The sequence below is a fragment of the Pseudonocardia xinjiangensis genome, from assembly GCF_050948425.1.
GTDB classification, from domain to species: domain Bacteria; phylum Actinomycetota; class Actinomycetes; order Mycobacteriales; family Pseudonocardiaceae; genus Pseudonocardia; species Pseudonocardia xinjiangensis.
In genome coordinates this window covers 7,819,548-7,844,877 of record NZ_CP192009.1, presented here as the reverse complement: position 1 = coordinate 7,844,877, position 25,330 = coordinate 7,819,548, and the positions used below count along the sequence as shown (strand labels likewise).

Below are 25,330 nucleotides of genomic sequence, written 5' to 3'. Positions count from 1 at the left end.
TACGTCAGGGGGAGGCCCCACGCCGAGGTTTGCGCCGGTCGACGAGCCGTTCGAGGCGAGCGAGCGCGGAGTCTATTTCGCGCACTCGCAGCAGTTTCATCGCTATCAGGGTCAGAACCGCCATCACGACCGCTGCCACCGCGAGCTCGATCCACGCTCGTGCCAACGGCGACAGATCCGTCAGCAGCCGGTCGAGCAGGGTGACGGCGCCGAGCGCCAGCAGCCCGGCTGCGACCGAGGCGAGGAGGGCCCGCCCCACGGTCCCCAGCACCTGCCTCGTCGGCACCCGGCCCAGCTTGCGCCGCAGGAACACCTGGCCGACCACGGCGCCGGCCACGAACGAGACGGCGTTGGCCGCGGCCAGCCCCAGCACGACGTCGTGGGGAGGCAGCAGGACCGGGCACAGCAGCAGCAGCGGCACCTTGACCGCGACGGTGAACAGCTGGATGAACGTGGGCGTGCGGCTGTCGGTGAGCGCGTAGAACACCCGCAGCTGCAGCATCGTGACGCCGTAGGGCAGCAACCCGAAGGCCGAGACCGCAACGGTGGTGCCGAGCAGGGTGGCACCGTCGAGGTTCGCCTGCCGGAGTCCGAACAGCGCGACACCGACCTCCGTGCCGAAGATCGTGAGCAGCACCGAGATCGGCACGAGGAACACCGCGGAGAGCCTCGTACCCAGCGACAGGTCCGCCACGACGTCGTGGGTCCGGCCCTCGGCGGCGGAGCGGCTCAACCGCGGCATCAGCGCCGTGAGCAGTGAGACGCCGAGCACCCCGTAGGGCACCTGGAGCAGCAGCCAGGCGTTCGAGTAGACCGCGTACGCCCCCTGGTCGGCCGCGAAAGCCACCCGGGAGGTGATGATCAGTCCGGCCTGGCCGATCAGCACGTACGCCGTGACCCACACCGCGAGCCCGCCCGCGGTGGTGAGGCGTGGGTCCCAGCCCCACACCGGGCGGTAGCGGAAGCCGGCCCGGCGCACCGCCGGGATCAGGACGACCGTCTGCACGGCGATCCCGAGTGTGGTGCCGAGACCGAGCACGAGCAGGCGTGCACCCTCCGGCACCACCATGTAGACCGCGACGACCCCGATGACCACGACGTTGTTCAGCACCGGAGCCCAGGCGAACGCGCCGAACGCGCCCCGGCTGTTCAGGATCGAGCCGAGCAGCGCGCCCATGCCGTAGAAGAAGATCTGCGGCAGCAGCATGTAGGCCAGCGTCGTGGCGAGCGCGGGGTCGGCCGTGCCCGTGCTCTGGCTGCCGATGTAGATGCGGGTCAGCAGGGGCGCCGCGAGCATGGCGACCGCGGTGGCCACCACCAGCGCGATCCCGGCGAGGGTGAGCAGCTTGCGGGTGTACGCCTCGCCGCCGTCGCGGTCCTCGGTCTGGGCACGCACCAGCAGCGGGATCATCACGCTGGTCAGCACGCCGCCGATCAGGAACTCGTAGACGATGTTGGGCAGCGTGTTCGACAGGGTGTACGAGTCGTTGATGATCGTGGCGCCCAGCACCGTGAACAGCGCGACCTGGCGCAGGAACCCGGTGATCCGGCTGACCAGGCTCGCGATCGCCATGAGGCTGCTCGACCGCCCGAGCGACGGCTGCTTCCGCGTCACGACGACGAGCTGCTCCGTGGGACTGTCGTCCGGAACGGGGTTGGTCACGGGCTGGGGACGCGGGGCGGCTGCGGGCCGCGCCCCGGGGGGCGGGGCGGTCCGTCGGGCCGGGGCTGGGACGTCGGGAGGCGCTCGGTGACCGCGAGGGGGTCCGGGAACGGGTCGCCCGTCTTCGCCGGGGGGACCCGTCCAGGGCCCGGGGGGCCAGGGTGGGCCGGGCCGGGGCGGTCCGGGCGGGGGCGCGGCGGCTCCGGGCGGCCGTCCGTCTCCGGAGCCGGACGGCCCCGTCCGGGGGTCCGGCCCGGTTCGCCGCGGACCCGTCGGAGTACCCGACGGACCGCCAGCACCACGAGCAGCCCGCCCGCGCTCGCCGTCAGCCACACGGTGATGGTGCCGTAAGCGGTGGAGCGCACCCGCAGGCGGCTCGGTGGTCCGAGCAGTTCTCCCCCCGGAGTACGTACCGCGGCCTGGACGATGAACTGGCCCGAGCGCGTGACCTCGGCGCTCACCCGCACCTGCCGCCTGCCGAGCGGTGGCACCTGCTGGGGCGGGATCGGCGCCACTCGCAGGCCGGCCGACGGGAGGATCTCGACGTGGACCTCGACCGTGACCGGCAACCCGTTCGCCACGGTGATCAGGATCGGGGCGTCGGAGGTCCCGAGCGAGTACGGGCTCGGCGGCTCCAGCACGCGCACCGATGCGCGCAGTTCGGCCACCCTCCCCGCGCCCGCCGTCGCGGCCGCGGTGGCGGCGGCGGGCCGGCCCCGCCATGCCGCCGAGACCGGCCGGGCGAGGCCGAGCCGGAGCGGGTCGAACGCGTCGTCGGGACTGACCCCCACACCGGAACGGGGTACGGCGGCAGAGCTCAGGTCCTCGATGTCCCGTGCGGTCTCACCGACGATGTCGACCGCGCTGCCGGGGATCTCGCTGCCCCCTGCCCGCAACGGGTAGGCGGGGGCGAGCGGGGCGGTCCCGGCGGGCGGACCAGCCGCGAGCACCCCGTCGAGCGCGCGGGGCACGATCCGGTGAGCCTGGAGAAGCTGGTCGACGGTGGCGAGCAGCGCGTCGGCCCCGGCGCCCTCGACCGCCCACTGGTGTGGCGGCGCGAGCACGAGCGGGCCGGGCGCGGCGGCGTCGTCCGGCGCCTCCTCCGTGCGGAAGGTGAGCGCGCCGATGAGGTCCTGCGTGGACAGCGGACCGACCACGCCGGCCGGGGTGGTCGACACCACGGCTCCCCCGCGTCCGGGGTCGGGGCCGGTGAAGCTGCTGGGCCCGGTGGCGGCGCGGGTGAGCAGCGGATCGGTCAGCACCGCGAACTGGGGCAGGTTGCCGCCCGCGATGGGCACCACGCCACTGTGACGTTGCACGCGGCCCTGGTCGACGCCGTCGGCGGAGAGCACCAGTGACCGGCCGTCGGCCTCGCCGATCCGGTCCAGCGCGGGGTCGTCGGCCACCCCACCGACGGGCCACGTGACGCCGGGCACGACCGTGGTGTGCAGGATGTCGGACAGGACCTGCCTGCCCTCCTGGATCGTGGTCGTGGCGAGCTCCCCGAGCCCACCTCTCGTCAGAGCGACGAGATCTGCATCCGCGTACGGCAGCGCGATCACACAGCCGCCCTTCGCCACCGCGGCGAGACTGTCCAGCCATTGCCCGGCCACCTCCGCGCCCGACCCGGGCACCGGGCCGCCGCCACCGGGCCGCTCGACCTCGTAGCCCGCGCGCATCAGGGACGCCGTCTCCACGAGGTCGGGGTCGATGGCCAGGCAGGTGGCCTCCCGAACGCTGGACCCGGGAGGCGCGTTCGTGGTGAGCGCCGAGACGAGGCTGCCGAGTCGACCGCCGGGAGCCATGGACGCGGCGAGGTCGTCGTCGGTGAGCAGGGTGGGCTCGCCCGGCACCGTCGCGACCAACCGCGGGGTGTCGGTGATCGGGAACAGCAGCGAGAACGGGATGGCCGGGCCGGCCGGAGGCGGGGGAACGCTGCCCGCCCCGTCGGGGGACGGCGGCAGGGACAGCACGGGCAGCAGCATCCGGACCGCGGCCAGCCGCGCCCGCTGGCCGTCGCGGGGCACCCCGTTGACGTTGACGAGCAGCTCGTGCACCCCGGTCGAGCCGAGCGCGAGGCTCGTGCCGGGCGCGCCCCGGAGCGGGACGGTCAGCCGGATCGGCATCTGGCCGCGGGGTGCGAGCTCCCCGGGGAGGCCGGTGAACTGGGGGGTGACCGCGTCGGTGCTCGCGTCGCCGTCCAGCGCGTCCCGGACCGCGCCCTCCGTGCCCAGCGGGTCGCCGCGCTGCACGCGGATCACCAGGTCCCCGATCGGCTGGTCGCCGGTGTTCGTCAGCGTGCCGGCGAGAGTGAGGACGCGGGGCCCGCCCGTGGTGACCACGCGCGGCGTGAGCTGCGTCAGGTCCAGCCGGAGCGGCCCGGCGGTCCCGTCCGGATCCAGCTGGAACGGGGACTGGAGCGGTGCGGCCCGGACGGGGGATGCGTACGCCGGGGTGGCCGACGGCCCTACGAGCAGCAGTCCCGTCAGTGCCAGCCCCGTCAGCGCCAGCGCCGTGAGCATCCGAACCGGGATCGCGACCAGGGTCGCGATCGGCTTCACGCCGTCTCCTCCAGGAGCTCCGTGGCCCGCCGGATCAAGCGTCGCTCGTCGGCGTAGGCCAGCCGCGACTCGAGCTCCTCGAGCGGCACCCAGGCCACCTCGGAGACTTCGACGTCGGAGTCGGACAGTTCGCCGCCGAGGGCGCGCAGCAGGAAGTGGTGCACGGTCTTGTGCACGCGCCGATCCTCGGCGACGAACCAGAAGTCGATGGTGCCCAGTGGTGCGACCACGCGGCCGATGATGCCGGTCTCCTCCTCGACCTCTCTCACCGCCGCCTCCTCGGCCGTCTCACCGGCCTCTATGTGGCCCTTGGGCAACGACCACAACAGACGTCCCCGCCGGTCCAGGCGCCCGATCACCGCGGCCGTGCCCGACGCGGGGTCCACCACCAGCCCACCGGCCGACGTCTCGTCGACCGTCCGCAGCCGCCGCCTGCGGTCCGAAGGGCGGCTCGCGCGGCGCCCCCCGGAGCGGCCGCGGGATGTGGACATGCGGCGATCGTATCGAGCAGACCGGTTCCGGTGCCCGGCCAGCGCCGGGGCCACCATCCTCGTCGCCGCGTCCGACCCGGGCGCCTACACTGGCCCGCCGTGTCCGCAGCAGCCCTGGCGTCCGGTGCCGTTCCCCCCGACCTCGTACGTGCCCAGGAGAATGCGGTCGTGGAGATGGTGCAGATCGGGCCGGTCGCCGAGGAGCTGGCGGCCCGCTTCGCGCTGGCCGGGCACCGCCTCTACCTCGTCGGTGGCAGCGTCCGCGACGCCCTTCTCGGGCGCGAGTCCGGCGACCTCGACTTCACCACCGACGCGCGGCCCGACGCGGTGCTCGCGTTGCTCGCCGGCTGGGCCGACGCGGTCTGGGACACCGGCATCGCCTTCGGCACGGTCGGTGCGCGCAAGCGCGGTGACACCGTGGAGATCACCACGTTCCGCGCCGACGCCTACGACCGCGTCACCCGCAACCCGGTGGTCGCCTTCGGCGACACCATCGAGGACGACCTCGTGCGCCGCGACTTCACCGTCAACGCGATGGCGGTGGAGCTCACCGGCGCCGAGCGCCGCTTCGTCGACCCGCACGGCGGGCTGGCCGCGCTCGCGGCCGGTGTCCTCGACACGCCGGCGACGCCGGAGGAGTCCTTCGCCGACGACCCGCTGCGGATGCTGCGGGCCGCGCGGTTCGTCTCCCAGCTGGGCCTGGCGCCCGCCCCGCGGGTCCTCACGGCCATGACGGCGATGGCGGCGGAGCTGCGCCGGATCACCCGCGAGCGGGTGCAGGTGGAGCTCAGCAAGCTGATCTGCGGCACGCACCCGCGCCGGGCGGTCGAGCTGATGGTCGACACGGGGCTCGCCGAGCAGGTGCTGCCGGAGGTGCCGGCGATGCGGCTGGCCGTCGACGAGCACATGCAGCACAAGGACGTCTACACGCACTCGCTGGTCGTCATGGAGCAGGCGATCGAGCGGGAGGAGCCCGGGAGCCCGGACCTCGTGCTGCGCCTCGCGGCCCTGCTGCACGACATCGGCAAGCCCGACACCCGGCGCAAGGAACCCGACGGGCGCGTCAGCTTCCACCACCACGAGGTGGTCGGGGCGAAGATGGTGCGGCGGCGCCTGCGTGAGCTGCGCTATCCCAAGGCCGTCATCGACGACGTCGCCCAGCTCGTGTTCCTGCACCTGCGGTTCCACGGCTACGGCACCGGCGAGTGGACCGACTCCGCGGTCCGGCGCTACGTCGCCGACGCGGGCCCCCTGCTCGACCGGCTGCACAAGCTCGTGCGGTCGGACTGCACCACCCGCAACCGGCGCCGCGCGGCCACGCTGCAGCGCAGCTACGACTCCCTCGAGCACCGGATCGCGGAGCTGCGCAAGCAGGAGGAGCTCGACGCGATCCGGCCCGACCTCGACGGCAACGCGATCATGGAGCTGCTCGGCGTCCCGCCGGGCCCGCTCGTCGGCAAGGCCTACAAGCACCTGCTCGCCGTCCGCATGGAGCGCGGCCCGCTGACTCGGGAGGAAGCGGAGGCCGAGCTGCGCACCTGGGCGTCCGAGAACGGCGTCGGCTGATTGCAGCAAAGCCACGTTCATGCAAGCTCGTTGCGTGAAAGTGGCTTTGCTGCGACGAGGGGCGGCGGTCAGGCCTTGCGCGTGCGCCGCAGTTGCTGGTCGTGGGCCAGCAGCCCCAGCAGGTAGAGGGCGGCCGCCGCGCCCAGGAGCCACGGCGCGTAGCCGTCGGGTGGGCTGAGCAGGGCGGCCACGGCCACCGCGAGCACGTACCCGACGTTGAACACGATGTCGTAGAGCGCGAACACCCGGCCGAGGAACCCGTCGCCCGCCTCGCTCTGCACCGCGGCGTCGGTGCACAGCTTCACGATCTGGCCCGTGGCGCCGAGCACGAACGCCGCTGCCAGCACGGCGGGCGCGGACAGCAGTAGCGCCAGAGCGACCTGCGTGACCGTGGCGACCACGAGCGCCGTGCGGATCGTGCGGGGGCGACCCCAGCGCCGCACCATCCACGGCGTGAGCAGCGCCGCGACCCCGAGGCCCGCCGCGCCGAGCAGGACGGCCTCGCCGATGCCCGCCAGCCCGGCGCGGAACAGCCCGCTGTCGGTGAACGCGTACCGGAAGAGCAGCAGCGACAGCAGTGTGGTGATGCCGATGGAGAGCCGGTGGGCCGCCAGCGCGAGGAAGGACGCGGCCACCGAGGGGGTGGCGGCGGTGGCGCGTACCCCGTCGGCGAGCCCGTGCAGGACGGTGACGGCGGTGCGGCTGCCCGGGTCGGTCCGGTCGGGTCCGAGTGACCCGCGGCCGAACCCCGCTGCCAGTGCGGCGGCGAGCAGCGACCCGACCACGGCCACCAGCGTGGTGATCGCCGAGCCGGTGTCGTCGGGCCCGACGAGTGCGCGGATCCCGATCGCGCTGGCCCCGCCGAGTGCGGCCATGCCGGCGCCGACGGTGACCGCGAAGGTGTTGGCCTCGACGAGGTGGCGCCGGGGGACGACGTGCGGGAGCGCCACCGACAGGCCCGAGTTGACGAACCGGCTGACCCCGGCGACGGCGAGGGCAGCGAGGTACAGGCCCGGGCCGGAGACGCCGGTGAAGACCGTGGCCGCGACCACGACGATGAGCGCGGCCCGCACGATGTTGGCCGCCATCAGCACCCGCTTGCGGTCCCAGCGGTCCAGCAGCGCCCCGGCGAACGGGCCGATCAACGAGTACGGGAGCAGCAGCACGGCCAGGCCGGCGGCGACGGCGAGCGGATCGGCCTGCCGCTCGGGGTTGAAGAGGACCGCGCCGCCGAGTGCGGCCTGGAACACGCCGTCGGCCCATTGTGTGGCGAAGCGCACGGCCAGAAGGCGACGGAGGCCGTGGGTGCGGACGAGCCGGGCGAAACCCAGTCGCTCGGTCGCCTCCGGCGCCGCTGTTCCTGCGGCGACCGGCGGCGTCGGTGGTCCCGATGTCGGCACGGGCGAAGGCTACGCGGACTGCCGGATGCGACGATGGACCGCGTGGTGGACGACCGCTCGGGCTCTGGTGCTTCTCCTGGTTCCGAGCCGGGACCGGGCAGCCTGCTCGTCGCGGCGCCGGGGCTGCTGGATCCCAACTTCCACCGCACGGTGATCTTCATGATCGAGCACCGGGACCGGGGCAGTCTCGGCGTCGTGCTGAACCGGCCGAGCGAGGTCCCGGTGCGCGACGTGCTGCCCGCATGGGCGCCGCTGTCCGCGCAGCCCCAGGCGGTGTTCGTCGGTGGTCCGGTGGAGGGGGAGACGGCGCTCTGCCTCGGAGCGGTGCGCACCGGCCTGCACCCGGGCAACGTGGAGGGGCTGGTGCGGGTGCGCGGACCGGTGGTCCTGGTCGACCTGGACACCGATCCGGCGGCGATCGGCCCGAGTCTTCGTGGCCTGCGCGTCTTCGCCGGCTACTCGGGCTGGGACGCGGGGCAGCTCGCCGGGGAGATCGACCGGGGTGACTGGATCGTGATCCCAGCCCTGCCCGACGACGTGCTGGCCGGCCACGACGCGGGGCTGTGGGGCCAGGTGCTGCGCCGGCAGGGCATGCCGCTCTCGCTGCTGGCGACCTACCCGTCCGACGTCCGGCACAACTGACGGTCGGCGCTCGGCCCTGTCAGCCCTGTCAGCCCTGTTCGGCGCCGCTCGGGACGCCGGCTGCCGTGTCGCGGCAACCCGCCACGAGGTCGCATCCGGCGCACGTGCCCGAGCAGCCGGACGGCGCGAAGGCCGGCGGGGGCACGGAGGTCGCGGCGCGGTCGCCCACCACTCCGGCGACGCCGGCGAGCCCGAGCGTGCCGACGACCGCCACGGCCAGCACCACCCAGCCGAGCACACCGTCCGCTCCCGAGAGCAGCACCGCTCCGCCCGCCACCGCGACCGCACCGGCGGCGCCGGCCGGCGCGGCCGCCGCCCTGTTGCCGATGACGAACGCCGCGTGCGAGCTCAGTGTCGTCTCCGTGCGGACCCCCACCCAGGCGTTGCGGCGCAGCCGCGAGCGGGCGCCGAGCACGGCGACGGCGATGAGTGCGAGCCCGGCCAGCACGAGCAGCGAACCGAGGACCAGACGGAGTGACTGCGGCACGTCGCCAGCCTAATGGCCGCGGCGCTAGGCGAACCCGGGCGCGGGACCTGCGTCAGCGGAGCTACCCTGGAGGCGTGGCCCATCGACTCCTCGTCGAGGCCGCGTCGCAGTAGGCAGCACCCGGCGCGGCCGACCCCTCATGCCCGAGCGGCAGGGGGGTCTTCTGGTTTTCGGGCCGACTAGACACCTCCCAGGAGTGGGACATGAGCACGGACACGACCGCAGTTGCGCCGGAGCGCGCCGACGGCCCAGCCGACGACGGGGCGCTGCCCTACCGGTACAACGCGCGGCTGGCCGCGCAGATCGAGCGTCGCTGGCAGGACCGGTGGGAGAGCGAGGGCACCTTCCACGCCCCCAACCCGTCGGGGCCGTGGGCCGATCCGACCGCCACCGCAGGCGAGAAGGTCTACCTGCTCGACATGTTCCCGTACCCGTCCGGGTCCGGGCTGCACGTGGGTCACCCGCTGGGATTCATCGGCACGGACGTGCTGGGTCGCTACCTGCGGATGAACGGTCGCACGGTGCTGCACGCGATGGGCTTCGACGCGTTCGGGCTGCCCGCCGAGCAGTACGCCGTGCAGACGGGCACGCACCCGCGCAAGACCACCGAGGAGAACATCCAGCGCTACAAGGCGCAGCTGCGCAGGCTGGGCCTGGGCCACGACGAGCGTCGCTCGGTGGCCACCACCGACGTGGAGTTCTACCGGTGGACGCAGTGGATCTTCCTGCAGATCTACAACTCCTGGTACGACGAGGCGCAGCAGAAGGCACGTCCGATCGCGGACCTGGAGGCCGAGTACGCCGACGGCACCCGAACCGTTCCCGACGGGCGGGCCTGGACCGAGCTGACGGGCGTGGAGCGGCGCCGGGTGGTCGACGGGCACCGGCTGGCCTACATCTCGGAGGCGCCGGTGAACTGGTGCCCGGGTCTGGGCACGGTGCTGGCCAACGAGGAGGTCACCGCCGACGGCCGCAGCGAGCGGGGCAACTTCCCCGTGTTCCGGCGCAACCTGAAGCAGTGGATGATGCGGATCACCGCCTACGCCGACCGGCTGACGGCCGATCTGGACCGGCTGGACTGGCCCGACTCCGTCAAGGCGATGCAGCGCAACTGGATCGGCCGCTCCGAGGGTGCGCAGGTCCGTTTCCCCATCACCGGCGTCGGCACCCCGATCGAGGTCTTCACCACCCGCCCCGACACCCTGTTCGGCGCCACCTACATGGTGCTCGCGCCCGAGCACCCGCTGGTCGACGCGATCACGCCCGAGGCGTGGCCCGCCGACGTCGATGCCCGCTGGACCGGCGGGGCCGCCACGCCGCGGGAGGCCGTCACCGGCTACCGGGACGCAGCGGCGCGCAAGTCGGAGCTGGACCGGCAGGAGAACCGGGAGAAGACCGGCGTCTTCACCGGCGCCTACGCCACCAACCCGGTGAACGGGCAGCCGATCCCGGTCTTCGTCGCCGACTACGTGCTGATGGGCTACGGCACCGGCGCGATCATGGCGGTGCCGGCCCAGGACCAGCGCGACTGGGACTTCGCCACGGCCTTCGGCCTGCCGATCACCCGCACCGTGCAGCCGAGCGAGGGCTGGGACGGCGAGGCCTACACGGGTGACGGCGCGGCGATCAACTCGGCGAACGACGAGATCAGCCTGAACGGCCTGGGCGTCTCCGACGCCAAGCGCGCGATCATCGACTGGCTGGCGGCGCGGGAGGCCGGTGAGTCGGTCGTCCAGTACAAGCTGCGCGACTGGCTGTTCTCCCGGCAGCGGTACTGGGGCGAGCCGTTCCCGATCGCGTGGGACACCGACGGCCTGCCGGTCCCCCTGCCGGACGACCAGCTGCCCGTCGAGCTGCCCGAGATCGACGACTACTCCCCGAAGACGTACGACCCCGACGCCGCCGACACCGAGCCGGAGCCGCCGCTGTCGCGTGCCGAGGAGTGGGTGGCGGTCGACCTGGACCTCGGGGACGGCGTGCAGCGCTACCGCCGCGAGACGAACACGATGCCGCAGTGGGCCGGCTCGTGCTGGTACTACCTGCGGTACCTGGACCCGGAGAACTCCGAGCGCTTCGTCGACCCCGAGGTCGAGCGGTACTGGCTGGGCAAGGACCCGTCCCGCGGTCCGGCCGACCCCGGCGGCGTCGACCTGTACGTCGGCGGTGTCGAGCACGCGGTGCTGCACCTGCTGTACGCCCGGTTCTGGCACAAGGTGCTCTTCGACCTGGGCCACGTCACCTCCGAGGAGCCGTTCCGCCGGCTGTTCAACCAGGGCTACATCCAGGCCTTCGCCTACACCGACGCGCGCGGCGCCTACGTGCCGGCCGAGGAGGTCGTCGAGGTCGTCGAGCCCGACGGCACTCCTGGTTTCACGTGGAACGGGCAGCGGGTGCGCCGGGAGTACGGGAAGATGGGCAAGTCACTGCGCAACGTGGTGACTCCCGACGAGATGTGCGAGCGCTACGGCGCCGACACCTTCCGCCTGTACGAGATGTCGACGGGGCCGATGGACGTCTCCCGTCCGTGGTCCACCCGCGACGTCGTGGGTTCGCAGCGGTTCCTGCAGCGCGTGTGGCGCAACCTGGTCGACGAGCACACCGGCACGGTCCGCGTCACCGACGAGGAGCCCGACGTCGACACGCTGCGTGCGCTGAACCGGGCGATCGCCGGGGTGCACGCCGACTTCGTGGCGCTGCACTACAACACGGCCGCGGCCAAGCTGATCGAGCTGAACAACCACCTGACCAAGGCCTACGGCAGCACCGGTGTGCCGCGGAGTGTCGCCGAGCAGCTGGTGCAGATGATGGCGCCGCTGACGCCGCACGTCGCCGAGGAGCTGTGGTCGCTGCTGGGCCATGAGGGCTCGCTGGCCCACGGTCCGTTCCCGGTGGCCGATGAGCAGTACCTGGTGGCTGACACCGTCGAGTACCCGATCCAGGTCAACGGCAAGGTGCGCGGCCGGATCACCGTGGCGGCGGACGCCGGTACGGACGTGGTGGAGGCAGCCGCGCTGGCCGAGGAGAAGGTCGCCGCCCTGCTGGACGGCCGCACTCCCCGCAAGGTCATCGTGGTGCCGGGCCGCCTCGTCAACGTGGTGATCTAGCCGGCGGCCGGTCGCAGCACGAGCTCGGTGAGGGCGGCGTCGTCGGGCGCCGTCACGGCCAGCAGCACGGCCCCGGCCACCGACTCCGGCCGCAGGTAGGCCTCCGGTCGGTACTCGCCGCCCTCCTGGGCGACGACGTTGCGCTGCATCCCGGTGTCGACGCGGCCGCAGTGCAGCGAGGTGACCCGCAGGCCGTTGGGGGCCTCCTCGGCGCGCAGCGCGTCGGCGAACGCCCGCAGGGCGAACTTGCTGGCGGCGTAGGAGGCCCAGCCCGGGTTGGCGGCGAGGCCCGCGCCGGAGTTCAGGAGCACGACCCGTCCCCGGGCGGCCCGGAGCGCAGGCAGCAACAGCCTGGTCAGCTCGGCCACCGCGACGACGTTCACCTCGAACTGGCGCCGCCAGGTAGCCACTGAGGTGTCGGCGACGGTGCCGAGCGCGCTCATCCCGGCCGAGTGCACGAGCACGTCCAGGCGCTCGACGCCGCCCGCCGCCTCGGCCAGTGCCGCGGTGTCGGTGAGCTCGACGGGCCACGGGCGCGCGCCCGGTAGCTCGGCCGCCAGTGCTTTCAGCGCCTCCGTGTCCCGGCCGCCGAGCAGCAGGTCATGCCCGGGGGCGAGCGCCCTCGCCACGGCGGCGCCGATGCCGCGGGACGCCCCGGTGACCAGGGCGAGAGGACGTAGGTCGAGCTCCGTCACGGGCGCGCACTCTACGACCTCCTGACCTGGTCCTACCTCCGGGGACACCGGTCCGCCCGGCCGCGGGGGGTGGGGAACGTGGGGGGCCGGGCGGACCGCGTGGCGCGGGTCAGATCCGGCGGGCGCCGTTGAACGGCATGGCGTTGATGTTCGAGACCTTGACCGGGGTCCTCGAGTTCACCGCGTTCACGACCTTGCCGCCGCCGATGTAGATGCCGACGTGGCTCACGGGCCGGTAGAAGAAGACCAGGTCACCGGGGCGGAGGTCGGACTTCGCGACCGGCCTGCCCACCCTGGACATCGCCCGGCTGTTGCGGGGCAGGGAGACGCCGGCGTTCTTGAAGGCCCAGCTCACCAGTCCTGAGCAGTCGAAGGCGTTGGGGCCGGTTGCGCCCCAGCGGTACGGGGCACCGAGCTTGCTCATCGCGTGGCCGACGGCTCTCGCCCCGACGGCGCTGGGCCTGGACAGGGCGACGGTTTCCACCGGCAGCTCGACGGTGGCGGGGGAGTTCACCGGCGCTGCGGGGGTCACTGCGGGTTCTGGTGCTGCTGCAGGTGCTGCGGTGGGGGCGGCCACGCCGTTGAGGGCGGGCAGGACGCCGACGAGAGCGGCGGCAGCGGTGGCGGTGGCCGTGATGGCGGCGCGGGTTGCCAGAGCAGGGATGTGCATGGGCACGGATGCGGTTCCTCGGGGTGAGCACCGCCCGACGTACGGCCGCCGAACCGGGGAGCTGGCGGCGTCAACGGGGAGCGAGTACGCGCAGCCGCCGAAGTTCCCGGCCGTGCCGCACCCCGCCCGTCAGACGGTGACCCTGCGCCCCCCGCTCCGGGTGAGCGGCGGTGCCAGCAGGGCCGTCCGAGACGCTACGAAGGCGTTTCACTAATTCGGCATGACGTATCTCTCAATGAAGCAACCCCAATATGTGATCGTGATCACCGATGTTTCCACCCGAATAGTGGAGTGCGCCGGCGCCGACCTGCCGGCGGGTCTCGGCAATTGCGTAGATCGTCCCCGGCCTAGTGTCGATCAGGGGGCCATTGGCGTTGCCAATAATCCGAAAGAGTGAAAATCTATTGCGTTATGAAACGAAGTTGATCGCACGAAAAGGTTGTGCCCGCGGAACGAAAAAAGCAGCCGGCCCCGGCAGCGGCGGGTGCCGCGGCCGGGGCCGGTGGATGCGGAAGGCGGGGGTGTCAGCGCTCCCGCTCGCCGCGGATGAACTCCTCCACGGCCCGCCGGGCCTCGTCGTCGCTGTACTGCTCCGGCGGCGACTTCATGAAGTAGCTCGACGGCGACAGCAGCGGGCCGCCGATGCCCCGATCCTTGGCGATCTTCGCCGCGCGCACGGCGTCGATGATGATGCCGGCCGAGTTGGGCGAGTCCCAGACCTCGAGCTTGTACTCCATGTTCAATGGCACGTCCCCGAAAGCGCGGCCCTCGAGTCGCACGTACGCCCACTTGCGGTCGTCGAGCCATGCCACGTAGTCCGACGGTCCGATATGGACATTGTCCTTGCCGAGATCCCGGTCGACCTGCGACGTGACCGACTGCGTCTTGGAGACCTTCTTCGACTCCAGCCGCTCGAGCTCCTTCATGTTCAGGAAGTCCATGTTCCCGCCCACGTTGAGCTGCATGGTGCGGTCGAGCTGCACGCCGCGGTCCTCGAAGAGCTTCGCCAGCACCCGGTGGGTGATGGTGGCGCCCACCTGGCTCTTGATGTCGTCACCGACGATGGGCACACCGGCCACGCGGAACTTCTCGGCCCACACGGGGTCGGAGGCGATGAACACCGGCAGCGCGTTGACGAACGCCACGCCGGCGTCGATGGCGGCCTGCGCGTAGAACCGGTCGGCCGCCTCGCTCCCCACCGGGAGGTAGGACACGAGCACATCGGCTCCGGTGTCCCGGAGCACCTGTGCGACGTCGACCGGCTGCTCGTCGGACTCCGTGATCGTCTCACGGTAGAACCGGCCCAGCCCGTCGAGCGTGTGCCCACGCTGCACGGGCACGTCGAGCGGCGGCACGTCGGAGATCTTGATCGTGTTGTTCTCGCTGGCGCCGATGGCCTCGGAGAGGTCACGACCGACCTTCTTGGCATCCACGTCGAACGCGGCGACGAACGTGATGTCCCGGACGTGATAGCCGCCGAAGTCGACGTGCATCAGTCCAGGAACGCGGGTGGCCGGGTCGGCGTCCGCGTAGTAGTGAACGCCCTGTACGAGCGACGCTGCGCAGTTCCCGACGCCGACGACGGCGACACGGACCTGAGTCATGGCCGGCTCCTCCTCATGTTTCTGTGTGCCCAGGCCCTGGCTCGCGGGTCCCTGGGTGGTCGGTATCCGAGTGGTGGTCGGCAGCGTCGCCGGTGGCGCTGTCCTGCTGCGCACGCTCGGTGGCGATCAGCTCGTTGAGCCAGCGCACCTCGCGCTCACTCGTGTCGAGGCCGAGCTGGTGCAGCTCCCGGGTGTATCGGTCGATCTGTGCACCTGCCTTGGCCAGCGTCGACCGCAGCCCCTCGCGGCGTTCCTCGACGGCGCGCCTGCGGCCTTCGAGGATCCGCATCCGGGCCTCTGCCGGGGTGCGGGAGAAGAAGGCGAGGTGCACGCCGAAGCTCTCGTCGTCCCACGACTGGGGGCCGGACTCGCTCAGCAGCTCCGCGAAGCGCTCCTTGCCCTCCGCGGTGATGCGGTAGACGCGCCTGGCCCGCCGGGACCACGCGCCCGGCTCGGGCGTCTGCTCCGGATCCTCGACGATCAGGCCGGCGCGCGTCAGGCGGCGCAGCGCCGGGTAGAGCGAGCCGTAGGAGAACACCCGGAACCCGCCCAGCCGCAACCCGAGCTGTTTGCGCAGTTCATAGCCGTGTACCGGGGCTTCGTGCAGCAGGCCGAGGATCGCGAGCTCCAGCACGACGACCCACCTGCCTCTCTGCCCGATGCCAGCACCCAGTGTATCGGCTCGATACATCTACCCGCTGTGTCGAGATGTACGCCACCCGCTGAACGAGTGCACCGGAGGCGTTCCCAACAGGGGGCGTGACAGCCCGCGTACCCTGGCCGGGTGCGCACCCAGCGACAGGTGGTCGACTACGCGTTGCAGCGTCGGGCGCTGCTCGCAGAGGTCCACTCCGGTCGGGTCGGGGTTGCCGAGGTCTGCGACGCCAGCCCGTACCTGCTCCGAGCCGCGCGGTTCCATGGTGAGCCCACCGACCAGACCTGTCCGGTCTGCCGCAAGGAGCGGCTCACCCAGGTGTCGTGGATCTTCGGTGACGCGCTCAAGCATGCGGCGGGTTCGGCCCGCAAGCCCGAGGAGATCGAGCAACTGGCGAACTCCTACGCCGATTTCTCCGTCTACGTGGTGGAGGTCTGCCGCACCTGTAGCTGGAACCATCTCGTGCTGTCCTACGTCATGGGCACTGGTGACGCTCCCCCCACCAGTGGTCGCAGATCCGATCGACGCAGGACCGCCGCCGAGTGACCGAGTCCCAACCCCCGAACCTCCGGAGCACCGGTGAGTGATCAGCACCACCCCCGGTTCGGCATGGCCGGAGGCCCCGGCCAGACGCCGCCGGGTGCCCCTGGTCCCCGATCCGGCCCTCCGCCGCGTCCCCCGATGCCCGGCGGCCCCCTCCCCGGAGGGCGTCCCATGCCGCCTCCCGGCGCCCCGCCTCCCGGGGCCCCACGTCCCGGGGGCCAGCAGCCGCGGCCGCCGCACCCGGGAGCGCCCTATCCGCCTGCTCCCGGCCAGCCGCAGCGCGGCCGGGCCCCTGCCGCGCCCCCGCCCGGTCCCGTCCCGCCTCAGCGCTACCGTCCGGACGGCCCGCCGGTACCGCAGCAGCCCGGCGGTCCCAGGGCGCCGTACGCGTCCGGGGACATGCCGCTGCTCACCCACGACGAGACCGGTGCCGCCTCGGTGGCGAGGGAGGGTGCGCTCGCTCTCGCGGAACGGACGGCGACGGCCGGGGGGACCGGACCGGGCACTCCGGTGCCGCCGTCCCGCAAGCACAGCCCGTGGCGTCGGATCCGCCGGATCCTCTACGTGCTGCTCGGTCTGGCGGTGATCGGCCCGTTCCTCGCCTTCGCCGTCGGCTGGATGATCTTCGACGTCCCCACCTCCGACGAGGCGACGCTCACCCAGGTCGCCACGTTCACCTTCGCGGACGGGCAGCCGTTGGCCACGGTGCGGCCCGAGAACGTCAACCGGGTGAAGGTCACGCTCGACCGGATTCCCCTGCAGACCCGCCAGGCCGTGGTGGCCACCGAGGACAACACCTTCTACTCGAACCCCGGCTTCGACATCACGGGCATCTTCCGTGCGGTCTACAACCAGCTCACCGGTGGGATCGGCGGCGGTTCCACGATCACCCAGCAGTACATCAAGGTCTCCACCGGCCACGACGAGGTCTCCTTGCTGCGCAAGTACAAGGAGGTCGTGCTCGCGGTGAAGATCTCCCGTGAGCAGACCAAGGACCAGATCCTCGAGAACTACCTCAACACCATCTACCTCGGCCGGGGCGCCTACGGGATCCAGGCTGCGGCGAAGGCCTACTTCAACAAGGACGTCAAGGACCTGACGGTCTCCGAGAGCGCGATGCTGGCCGGCATCATCTCGGCGCCGTCCGCGTACGACCCCGCCAAGAGCGAGCAGAAGTCGACGGAACGCTGGAACCGGGCTCTCGACCGGATGGTGGAGAACAAGTACCTCACCCCGGCCGAACGCGCCCAGCAGACGTTCCCCACCAACTGGCTGCCTGAGCCCCCTCAGCTGGGCGGAGTTCCCGACGACGACCGGTACCACATCTACGACAAGGCCGTCGGGGAGCTCACGGCCAAGGGGATCACCGAGGACCAGATCGACACCGAGGGCCTCACGATCACCACCACGGTGCAGCAGCCGCGGCAGGCGGAGGCCGTCAAGGCCATCAAGAAGGTGATGGAGGGCCAGCCGGCCAACCTGCGTACGGCGCTGGTCTCGGTCGACCCGAAAACCGGTGCGATCCTGGCCTACTACGGCGGTGCCAACGGCCTCGCCACCGACTACGCCAACGCCAAGCGCCAGCCCGGGTCGTCGTTCAAGCCGTTCGTGCTGTCCGCCGCGTTGCAGAGCAACGAGGGCATCGGGCTCGGCTCCACCTACGACGGCTCCTCGCCTCAACAGTTCGAGGGTGGGGTCACCGTCAACAACTCCGAGGGCTTCAACTGCGACAAGTGCACCGTGCAGACGGCGATGACGAAGTCGATCAACACGATCTTCTACCGGATGGCGGTCGACGTCGGCACCCAGCGCGTGGCCGATGCGGCCCACCAGGCCGGCATCCCGGACGACGTGGAGCTCAACGCCCGCGGTGGTATCGCGCTCGGTGACTCCGAGGTCCACGTCATCGACATGGCGGCGGCGTTCGCAACGTTCGCCGACGACGGTGAGCGGCACGAGCCGTACCTCGTCTCGAAGGTCGTCGCGGCCGACGGCCGGGTGCTCTACGACCGCGGGGAGGCGGCCGGCGAGCAGGCGGTCCCCCAGCAAGTGGCGCGCAACGTCACCGAGTCGATGATCGATGTCGCGAGCAGTTCCCGGATCGCGCTGTCGGACGGCAGGCCGGTCGCGGCCAAGACGGGCACCGTGCAGGCGGACGTCCCGGGCCAGAACAAGGACGCGTGGACGGTCGGCTACACCCCGTCGATCTCCACCGCGGTCTGGGTCGGCAGCGACAAGAGCGACCCGATCAAGAACGCCGCCGGCAGCCCGATCTTCGGGCGCATGCTGCCCGGGTCGATCTGGCAGGAGTTCATGAACGACGCCCTGCGCGGCACGCCGAAGGAGCAGTTCTCCAAGTTCGTGCCGATGGGCGTGCCGCCGGCTGCCGACCCCACCACCAACACCTCGGGCGCCCCGCCCACCTCGGGTTCACCGCAGAGCGGGTCACCGACCACGGGCGACGACGACAACAACGGTCGTGGCGACTCGAACGGCAACGGCAACGAGAACGGCAACTCGGACGACGACTCCGACAGCCCGTTCGGGGTCCTGCCGGGCGACGGTGGCAACAACGGCAACAACAACAACAACAACGACGGCAACGGCAACAACGACGGCAACGGCAACAGCAACGACGGCAACGGCAGTGGCGGCGGCAACGGAGGCGGCGGCAACCCGCGCGGCGGGGACAGCAACGACCAACCCACCGGAGGCGGCGGCGACAGCGGTCGCAACGCGCCGGCGAACAACGCGGCCGGATCCACGCGGTGACCGGAGCCGGGCGGGGGGCAGGGCGGCCTCCCGCGCCGCCCGCCCGGGTCGTCCCCACCTGGACGGAACCGTTCGTGGCCACCGCCAGCCGGATCGTGGGCGGTCCGCTGGGCCGGCACGCGCTGATCGGTCGCAGCGCGTTCTGGACGCCGCTGCGTGCGGTGCTGCTCCTCGCGGTGGTCGTGCTGGCACTGGGCTGGCTCGGTAAGGCGCCGTGCCTGCAGCAGGGCCCGTCATCGGACGGCGGCCTGATGCTCGACTGGCGCAACGGCCGCCAGTACGTCGCCATGTGCTATTCGGACACCGTCCCGCTCTACGGGGTCGAGGGTCTCGACAGCGGGGCCGTGCCCTACCGGGACTCGTGGGTCGAGAACGGCGGCACCCCGTCGGAGCAGGTGCGCTACATGGAGTACCCGGTCCTGACCGGGTACTTCCAGTACGCCAACGCCCGGCTCGCCGACGCCTGGCTGTGGCTCGCCCGGCAGCTGCCGACACTCCCGACGGCGCTACCCGTCGTCGTGTACTTCAACATCTCGGCGGCCTGGCTGGCCATGGCGTGGCTCGTGGTGGTGTGGGGGGTGCGCATGCTGCGCCCGTCCCGGCCGTGGGATGCCGCACTGGTGGCGGTGTCACCGCTGGTGGTGGTGCACGCGTTCACCAACTTCGACACGCTCGCGGTCGCGTGCGCCACGCTGGCCCTGCTCGCGCTCGCCCGCCGGAACCCCGGGCTCGCCGGCGTGCTGCTGGGGATCGGTGGGGCCTTCAAGGCCTACCCGCTGCTACTGCTGCTACCGATCGTGCTCGTCGCCTTCCGCCGCCGCGACGCGGCCATCGGCATCACCACGGCGGTGGCGGCCGTCGTCACGTGGGCGATGATCAACGCGCCGGTCGCGGTGACGTTCACGCGGGGCTGGTGGGAGTTCTTCCGGCTCAACCAGACGCGGCCCGCCGATCCCGACTCGCTGTACTTCGTCGTCTCGTACTTCACGGGTTGGCCAGGGTTCGACGGTCAACTGGCGTCGGGCCAGCCGCCCACGGTGCTCAACACGGTGAGCGCGGTGCTGTTCGTGCTGTGCTGTGCCGGCATCGCTGTGCTGGCCTGGCGGGCACCGCAGCCCCCGCGGCTGGCGTCGCTGGCGTTCCTCGTGGTGGCCGCGTTCCTGCTGGTCAACAAGGTGTGGAGCCCGCAGTACTCGCTGTGGCTCGTACCTCTCGCGGTGCTCGCTCTCCCGCGGTGGCGGCTGCTGCTGGCCTGGATGCTGGTCGACGCACTGGTCTGGGTCCCGCGGATGTTCTACTACCTGACCCCTGCGTCGAAGGGGTTGCCGCCGGACTGGTTCCTCGGGGCCGTCGTACTCCGCGACGCGATGGTCGTGCTCCTGTGCGTGCTGGTGGTGCGTTCCGTCCTGCGACCCGAGACCGATCCGGTGCGGGCGGTGCGGTTGCGCGGCACGGACCGGGACGACCCGGACTGGCCCCCGCTGCCGAGGTCGAGACGGCCGGAGCCGTCCCCGGCACGCAACGGCTCCGTGTCGCCGGGAACCGATCCCGCCCGGAACGGTGCCTGACGGTTCGCGTCATCCCAGGACGACGGCCACCTGTCCGGCGCGTCCTGCCGCAGCGGGGAAGCGCTCGCGCGTACGGGCGTCATGGCCCGGGACGACCGTGGCCCCGAACTTGTCGGCCATCGTGTTGATCGTGGCCAGGCCTTCCCGCATCTCGTCGAGGTCGGTGAAGGCGAAGAACGGCCACCCGTGCTGGATCTGCTCGTAGAAATGGGCCGCGTCGGAGGCGAGCACCAGCGGGCCGCGTGCCGTCTGCACGGTGACGACCAACTCGCCGGGGCAGTGGCCGCCCACCGGGTGCACCGCCACCGAGGGACCCACCCGGGCCGGTTCCCGCACCAGCCGGAGGCGACCGGCGTCCTCGGCCCGTTGCACGACGGCGAGGTCGGCCTCGGTGGTGAACTCGCCACCGAGTGCGCCGCTGTCGCGCTTGGCGAACCAGTAGTCGTACTCGGCCCCGCCGGAGACCACCTCCGCCGTCGGGAACAGGCCCAGGTGACCGATGTGGTCGTAGTGGAAATGGCTGGTGATCACCCGGGTGACGGAGGCGGGGTCGATCTCCAGCAGGTCGAGGCATTCCGGCGGCGTGGTCACCGGAATCTCGCCGAGCCAGTCGCGGGCGGCCACGTCGTATCCGGTGTCGACGAGGGTGACGCCGTCGTCGTCCCGGATGACCCAGAAGTTGTAGTCCATGTCGAGCCAGCCGTCGGGGTCGCCGTAGGACCCGTAGTCGTGGAAGACGTCGCTGCGGCGGACGCGGCGCTCGGCGTACTTCACCGAGAGCACCTCGCGGGCCGGCGCCAGCACAGCCGGATCGATCATTCAGACCTCCATGTCCGATCATCAGACTGTCGTACAGTCGGGTCAGCCTAACCGACCGGGCACGCCGGCCTCGAGGTCATGTTCGCTGCGCGGCCCGTGGAGGCACGGGACGGCCGGGCGGCCGGTGGGGCACGATCAGGAGATGGACAGCCTGCGATCCCGCGTCGCCGAGGCTCTGCGCCGGTTCGACCGGCGCCCGGCCGACCGGCCGGACCTCAAACCGGCCTCGGTCGCGATCGCGCTGATCGAGCCGGGCCCGGCGTTCCTGCTCACGCGCCGCGCCTCGTCGCTGCGGGGGCACGCCGGTCAGTGGGCACTCCCGGGCGGGCGCACCGAGCCCGGTGAGACGTACGGGGAGGCGGCCCGGCGCGAGCTCGCCGAGGAGCTCGGGCTGGAGCTCGGCGAGGAGGCCGAGCTCGGTCTGCTCGACGACTACCCCACCCGGTCCGGCTACGTCATCACGCCCGTCGTCCTGTGGGCGGGCACCGACCCCGCGCTGCGCCCGAGCCCGGACGAGGTGAGTGAGCTGCACCAGGTGCCCCTCGAGCTGATCGACGTCGAACCGCGGTTCCTCACCATCCCCGAGTCGGACGCCCCGGTGATCCAGCTGCCGCTGTTCGGCCGGTTCGTGCACGCGCCGACCGGCGCGGTGCTGCACCAGTTCCGGGAGGTCGTGCTGCACGGGCGGCCGACCCGGGTGGCCCACCTGGAACAGCCGGTGTTCGCCTGGCGGTAGGTGCGCGGAGCGCTCTCTACACCGACTCCGCGAGCGGGGTGCGCCGGTTCGCGCCTGCGGCGGCGAGCCGGTCGGGGAGGCAGAGGAACACCACGAACAGCACGAGGAGGAGCGCTGCGCGGCCCCAGACGCCGATCGCCACGGCCTGGGCGGCGAACCCCTCGTAGATCCCCACTCCGACGCCGGTCTTGAGCGCGTAGAACCAGCGGAAGATGCCGATGCCCATCACCAGGTCGACGACCAGGTAGCCCACGACCCACCGCCACGGCACCTGCAGCAGTACGAAGAACGGGACCAGCCACAGCGTGTACTGCGGCGAGTGCACCTTGTGCAGCAGCAGGAAGCCGCACAGCATCGCCCCGCTCACCGCCACCCACGGGTAGACGCCGTCGCGCCGCCACCGCCACCAGCCGACGGCCGCGGCCACCGCGAAGGACAGGAGCACGAGACCGGGTGAGAGCCAGTCCATCGTGGACTGGAAGGCGACGTTGTCGGGATCGGACTCCGGGCGGAAACCCCAGTACCAGATCGAGTTGGTGGTGAGGTCGACCTTCCGCAGCTCCTGGAACGTGAACGAGGCGCGCCAGCCCTGGTAGCCGGCCAGGGCGAACGGCAGGTTCACCAGTACGACGGTGGCTGCCGCGGCCAGTGCGACGCGGATCGCCGCGCCCCAGTGCAGCATCCCCGGCCGCGAGGCCGTGAGCACGTAGAGCGCGAGCGGCAGCACGAAGGCGCCGGGGTAGAGCTTGAACGCGAAGCCGAGCCCCAGCAGCACGGCGGCCACGACCCCGCGCTGGGCCAGTGGCCGGTCGGTGCGCCACCCGTGCACGGCGAACACGGCGCCCACCGCACAGGCCACCACGGGCAGGTCCCAGTTGTGGAACGCGTAGAGCACCAGCGGCGGGCCGAGCGCCCACACCAGCGCCCGCCACCGGGCCAAGCGGCCCAGCAACCAGCCCGTGAGCAGGCCGAACGGGGCCATCAGCAGGGCCGAGTCCAGAAGGAACTCGGCGTCGTTGTGGGCGAACAGCGCTCCGGCCCACATGAGCAGGCCGGTGAGCACCGGGTACTCCACCGTGCCACCGAGGAGCCGTCCGTCCGGGGTGATCGAGCCGGTGAGGTACGGGAAGACGTGGTGGTCGATGTCGCGGCCCAGCCACAGGTGCTGGATGTCGGAGTAGCAGACGTCCCGGTCGATCCGCAGGTCGTAGTCGGGCTGGCTCCGTCCCGCGGCATCGAACTCCGGACCCGTGCACCGGGCCTTGTTGACGTAACCGAGCACGAGAACCAGGCCGGTGAGCAGCACGATCACCACCAGCATGGCCCGGCCGGCGCGGGGACCGGTCGGGAGCGCGGCCCGGGACCGGTCCGTCCCGACGGAGCCGACGGCAGTGCGTGTCACCGGCCGGCCTCCGTGCCGGGCGGCCCAGCCTGGGCGGATCTCACGACCCCAGCCGCTCACGCAGGAACGCGATGTCGTCCGCCTGGCCCTCGGCCGGCGTCTCGACGACGACCGGCGCGCCCGCGGCGGAGCAGACGGCGGCCAGCTGGTCGGGGTCGATCGTGCCGTCGGTGATGTTGGCGTGCCGGTCGCGCGCGGAGCCGAACTCGTCGCGGGAGTTGTTGAGGTGCACCAGGTCGATCCGCCCGGTGATGGCCTTCGCCCGCTCGACGACGTCGACGAGGTCCTCGCCGGCGGCGAAGGCGTGGCAGGTGTCGAGGCAGAACCCGACGCCGAACTCGCCGACGCTGTCCCAGAGCCGGGCGAGGGCGTCGAACCGGCGGGCCATGGCGTTGTCGCCACCGGCGGTGTTCTCGATGAACACCGGCACCGCGAAGCCGCCGTCGCCCATCTGCCGCTCGACGAACTTGCGCCAGTTCTCGAAGCCCGTGGCCGCGTCCTCGCCCTGCGTGACGTGACCGCCGTGCACCACCAGCCCGATGGCGCCGACCGCGGCGGCCGCCTCCGCGTGCTGCACCACGAGCTTGCGCGACGGGATGCGGATGCGGTTGTTCAGGGACGCGAGATTGATGACGTACGGTGCGTGCACCACCACCGTGAGCTCGCCGTCGCGTAGCTGCTCGGCCTGGGGGTGCGTGGGCGGCTTCTTCCAGCCCTGTGGGTCGGCCAGGAACATCTGCACGATGTCGGCCCCACGGTCGGCCGCCGTGACCAGCGGGTCGTCCTCGCGCACGTGGGCCCCGATGAGCATGCGGCCAGCGTAGTGACCGCCCCCGACACCCCGTTGCCTGGCGTGGTCCGCCGGGTGCGGTCCGCAGTGTCCGCTTCCCGCCGGTGGGCCGGTCCGCGGTGCCGGACACCGGCTCCGGCGTCGGCGGGCCGGGCACGGTCGGCGTCGTTCCCCCTGGTAGCCTCGACACGTCGACCTGACCGGCGCCCCCCTGGGTGCCGCACGCGCCGCCCGCCTGCGGGTGTCCGTTTCTGTCGGGGCTTCCTGAGAACCTCCTGTCGCGGATGGACCGCGACCGTTCCAGTCCATAGGAGGTGAGTGGTTCTCATGCGTCATTACGAGCTGATGGTCATCCTCGACCCCAGTCTGGACGAGCGCACTGTGACGCCGTCCCTGGAGACCTTCCTCAACGTCGTGAAGAACGACAAGGGGACCGTCGAGAAGATCGAGGTCTGGGGCAAGCGCCGCCTCGCCTACGAGATCGCCAAGAACGCAGAGGGCATCTACGCCGTCCTCGAGGTCACCTGCGAGCCGGCCACCGTCGCCGAGCTCGACCGCCAGCTGGGGCTCAACGAGTCCGTGCTGCGCACCAAGGTGCTGCGTCGCGAGCCGAAGCGGGTACCCGCGCCCGCTGCTGCGGCGAGCTGAGGCGATCGCGATGGCCGGCGAGACCGTCATCACCGTGGTCGGCAACCTCACCGCCGATCCGGAGCTGCGCTTCACCCCGTCGGGCGCCGCAGTCGCCAACTTCACCGTCGCGGCCACGCCGCGCACCTTCGACCGCGCATCCGGCGAGTGGAAGGACGGCGACGCCCTGTTCATGCGCTGCAACGTGTGGCGGCAGGCGGCGGAGAACGTCGCCGAGACGCTCACCCGCGGCATGCGCGTGATGGTGCAGGGCAGGCTGCGGCAGCGGAGCTTCGAGACCCGCGAGGGCGAGAAGCGCACCGTTGTCGAACTCGAGGTCGACGAGGTCGGCCCGTCGCTGCGCTACGCCACGGCCAAGGTCAACAAGGTCAGCCGGGGCAGCGGCGGCGGTGGCTTCGGCGGCGGTTCCGGCGGTTCCGGTGGTGGCGGTGGCGCCCCCATGGACGACCCGTGGGGTTCGGCCCCGCCCGCCGGGAGCGGCCCGGCCGCCGACGACGAGCCCCCTTTCTGACAG

General features: G+C 72.0%; 21 protein-coding genes. 9 read left to right on the top strand and 12 right to left on the bottom strand.

The window, feature by feature from the left end:
- Positions 1–4: 4 nt before the first annotated feature.
- From murJ to ACQPZA_RS37105, 3 genes are read right to left on the bottom strand one after another with little or no spacing between them, the layout of a single operon-like run.
- Positions 5–1,663: a murein biosynthesis integral membrane protein MurJ gene (gene murJ / locus ACQPZA_RS37115; protein ID WP_433277250.1), complete on the bottom strand. Its 1,659-nt coding sequence runs from the start codon at positions 1,661–1,663 to the stop codon at positions 5–7.
- Complete coding sequence (locus ACQPZA_RS37110) at positions 1,660–4,224, bottom strand: DUF6049 family protein (protein WP_433277248.1); 2,565 nt, start codon at positions 4,222–4,224, stop codon at positions 1,660–1,662. The genes murJ and ACQPZA_RS37110 overlap by 4 nt, the downstream gene beginning before the upstream one ends.
- Positions 4,221–4,715, bottom strand: a complete 495-nt coding sequence (locus ACQPZA_RS37105) for an NUDIX domain-containing protein (protein ID WP_169400212.1) — start codon at positions 4,713–4,715, stop codon at positions 4,221–4,223. Before ACQPZA_RS37105 ends, ACQPZA_RS37110 begins: the two co-directional genes overlap by 4 nt.
- Before the next feature lie 99 nt (positions 4,716–4,814).
- On the opposite strand from ACQPZA_RS37105, the gene ACQPZA_RS37100 reads away from it, so the two are divergent.
- The gene (locus tag ACQPZA_RS37100) at positions 4,815–6,281 is read left to right on the top strand and encodes a CCA tRNA nucleotidyltransferase (RefSeq protein WP_433277246.1); all 1,467 of its coding nucleotides are present in this window, start codon (positions 4,815–4,817) and stop codon (positions 6,279–6,281) included.
- A 68-nt stretch (positions 6,282–6,349) separates the two neighbouring features.
- On the opposite strand, the gene ACQPZA_RS37095 is transcribed toward ACQPZA_RS37100, so the two are convergent.
- On the bottom strand, positions 6,350–7,681 hold the full coding sequence (locus ACQPZA_RS37095) for an MFS transporter (protein ID WP_433277244.1): 1,332 nt from the start codon (positions 7,679–7,681) through the stop codon (positions 6,350–6,352).
- Between the two features lie 33 nt (positions 7,682–7,714).
- On the opposite strand from ACQPZA_RS37095, the gene ACQPZA_RS37090 reads away from it, so the two are divergent.
- Positions 7,715–8,323 carry a YqgE/AlgH family protein gene (locus ACQPZA_RS37090; RefSeq protein WP_169400211.1) on the top strand — a complete coding sequence of 203 codons (609 nt, stop codon included), beginning with the start codon at positions 7,715–7,717 and terminating at the stop codon, positions 8,321–8,323.
- Positions 8,324–8,351: 28 nt separating this feature from the next.
- On the opposite strand, the gene ACQPZA_RS37085 is transcribed toward ACQPZA_RS37090, so the two are convergent.
- On the bottom strand, positions 8,352–8,810 hold the full coding sequence (locus ACQPZA_RS37085) for an SdpI family protein (protein ID WP_433277242.1): 459 nt from the start codon (positions 8,808–8,810) through the stop codon (positions 8,352–8,354).
- A 203-nt stretch (positions 8,811–9,013) separates the two neighbouring features.
- Here ACQPZA_RS37085 and leuS point away from each other — a divergent pair, with 203 nt between their 5' ends.
- A complete protein-coding gene (gene leuS, locus ACQPZA_RS37080; RefSeq protein WP_433277240.1) occupies positions 9,014–11,914 on the top strand; it encodes a leucine--tRNA ligase in 2,901 nt (966 codons plus the stop codon).
- On the opposite strand, the gene ACQPZA_RS37075 is transcribed toward leuS, so the two are convergent.
- The 4 genes from ACQPZA_RS37075 to ACQPZA_RS37060 all read right to left on the bottom strand — a co-directional run bounded on the left by ACQPZA_RS37075 (position 11,911) and on the right by ACQPZA_RS37060 (position 15,517).
- A complete protein-coding gene (locus ACQPZA_RS37075) occupies positions 11,911–12,609 on the bottom strand; it encodes an SDR family oxidoreductase (RefSeq protein ID WP_169400208.1) in 699 nt (232 codons plus the stop codon). The genes leuS and ACQPZA_RS37075 overlap by 4 nt on opposite strands.
- Positions 12,610–12,718: 109 nt before the next feature.
- Positions 12,719–13,279, bottom strand: coding sequence for a C40 family peptidase (locus ACQPZA_RS37070; protein ID WP_433283143.1), 561 nt, complete (start codon positions 13,277–13,279; stop codon positions 12,719–12,721).
- A gap of 524 nt (positions 13,280–13,803) precedes the next feature.
- Positions 13,804–14,883 carry an inositol-3-phosphate synthase gene (locus ACQPZA_RS37065; RefSeq protein WP_169400627.1) on the bottom strand — a complete coding sequence of 360 codons (1,080 nt, stop codon included), beginning with the start codon at positions 14,881–14,883 and terminating at the stop codon, positions 13,804–13,806.
- A gap of 13 nt (positions 14,884–14,896) precedes the next feature.
- The gene (locus tag ACQPZA_RS37060) at positions 14,897–15,517 is read right to left on the bottom strand and encodes a PadR family transcriptional regulator (RefSeq protein ID WP_433277237.1); all 621 of its coding nucleotides are present in this window, start codon (positions 15,515–15,517) and stop codon (positions 14,897–14,899) included.
- 150 nt (positions 15,518–15,667) lie between these two features.
- On the opposite strand from ACQPZA_RS37060, the gene ACQPZA_RS37055 reads away from it, so the two are divergent.
- The 3 genes from ACQPZA_RS37055 to ACQPZA_RS37045 all read left to right on the top strand — a co-directional run bounded on the left by ACQPZA_RS37055 (position 15,668) and on the right by ACQPZA_RS37045 (position 20,421).
- Positions 15,668–16,084 carry a DUF5318 domain-containing protein gene (locus ACQPZA_RS37055; RefSeq protein ID WP_169400625.1) on the top strand — a complete coding sequence of 139 codons (417 nt, stop codon included), beginning with the start codon at positions 15,668–15,670 and terminating at the stop codon, positions 16,082–16,084.
- A 168-nt stretch (positions 16,085–16,252) separates the two neighbouring features.
- A complete protein-coding gene (locus tag ACQPZA_RS37050) occupies positions 16,253–18,853 on the top strand; it encodes a transglycosylase domain-containing protein (RefSeq protein ID WP_433277235.1) in 2,601 nt (866 codons plus the stop codon).
- Positions 18,850–20,421: a glycosyltransferase family 87 protein gene (locus tag ACQPZA_RS37045; protein WP_433277233.1), complete on the top strand. Its 1,572-nt coding sequence runs from the start codon at positions 18,850–18,852 to the stop codon at positions 20,419–20,421. The genes ACQPZA_RS37050 and ACQPZA_RS37045 overlap by 4 nt, the downstream gene beginning before the upstream one ends.
- Before the next feature lie 9 nt (positions 20,422–20,430).
- Here the strand turns inward: ACQPZA_RS37045 and ACQPZA_RS37040 are convergent, their stop codons facing one another.
- Positions 20,431–21,240 (bottom strand): N-acyl homoserine lactonase family protein, encoded by an 810-nt coding sequence (locus ACQPZA_RS37040; protein ID WP_433277231.1) that lies wholly within the window; start codon positions 21,238–21,240, stop codon positions 20,431–20,433.
- A gap of 142 nt (positions 21,241–21,382) precedes the next feature.
- Between ACQPZA_RS37040 and ACQPZA_RS37035 the strand changes: the two genes are divergently transcribed.
- Positions 21,383–21,976: an NUDIX hydrolase gene (locus ACQPZA_RS37035; protein WP_433277229.1), complete on the top strand. Its 594-nt coding sequence runs from the start codon at positions 21,383–21,385 to the stop codon at positions 21,974–21,976.
- Between the two features lie 16 nt (positions 21,977–21,992).
- Here the strand turns inward: ACQPZA_RS37035 and ACQPZA_RS37030 are convergent, their stop codons facing one another.
- Both ACQPZA_RS37030 and ACQPZA_RS37025 read right to left on the bottom strand, forming a co-directional pair.
- Positions 21,993–23,378: a glycosyltransferase family 87 protein gene (locus tag ACQPZA_RS37030; RefSeq protein WP_433277227.1), complete on the bottom strand. Its 1,386-nt coding sequence runs from the start codon at positions 23,376–23,378 to the stop codon at positions 21,993–21,995.
- A gap of 40 nt (positions 23,379–23,418) precedes the next feature.
- The gene (locus tag ACQPZA_RS37025) at positions 23,419–24,189 is read right to left on the bottom strand and encodes a deoxyribonuclease IV (RefSeq protein ID WP_433277225.1); all 771 of its coding nucleotides are present in this window, start codon (positions 24,187–24,189) and stop codon (positions 23,419–23,421) included.
- Positions 24,190–24,495: 306 nt separating this feature from the next.
- Between ACQPZA_RS37025 and rpsF the strand changes: the two genes are divergently transcribed.
- Both rpsF and ACQPZA_RS37015 read left to right on the top strand, forming a co-directional pair.
- Entirely contained in the window at positions 24,496–24,816 is a 321-nt protein-coding gene (rpsF, locus tag ACQPZA_RS37020; protein ID WP_169399910.1) for a 30S ribosomal protein S6, read from the top strand.
- A gap of 10 nt (positions 24,817–24,826) precedes the next feature.
- Positions 24,827–25,327, top strand: a complete 501-nt coding sequence (locus ACQPZA_RS37015) for a single-stranded DNA-binding protein (RefSeq protein ID WP_433277223.1) — start codon at positions 24,827–24,829, stop codon at positions 25,325–25,327.
- The last annotated feature ends 3 nt before the right edge of the window (positions 25,328–25,330 follow it).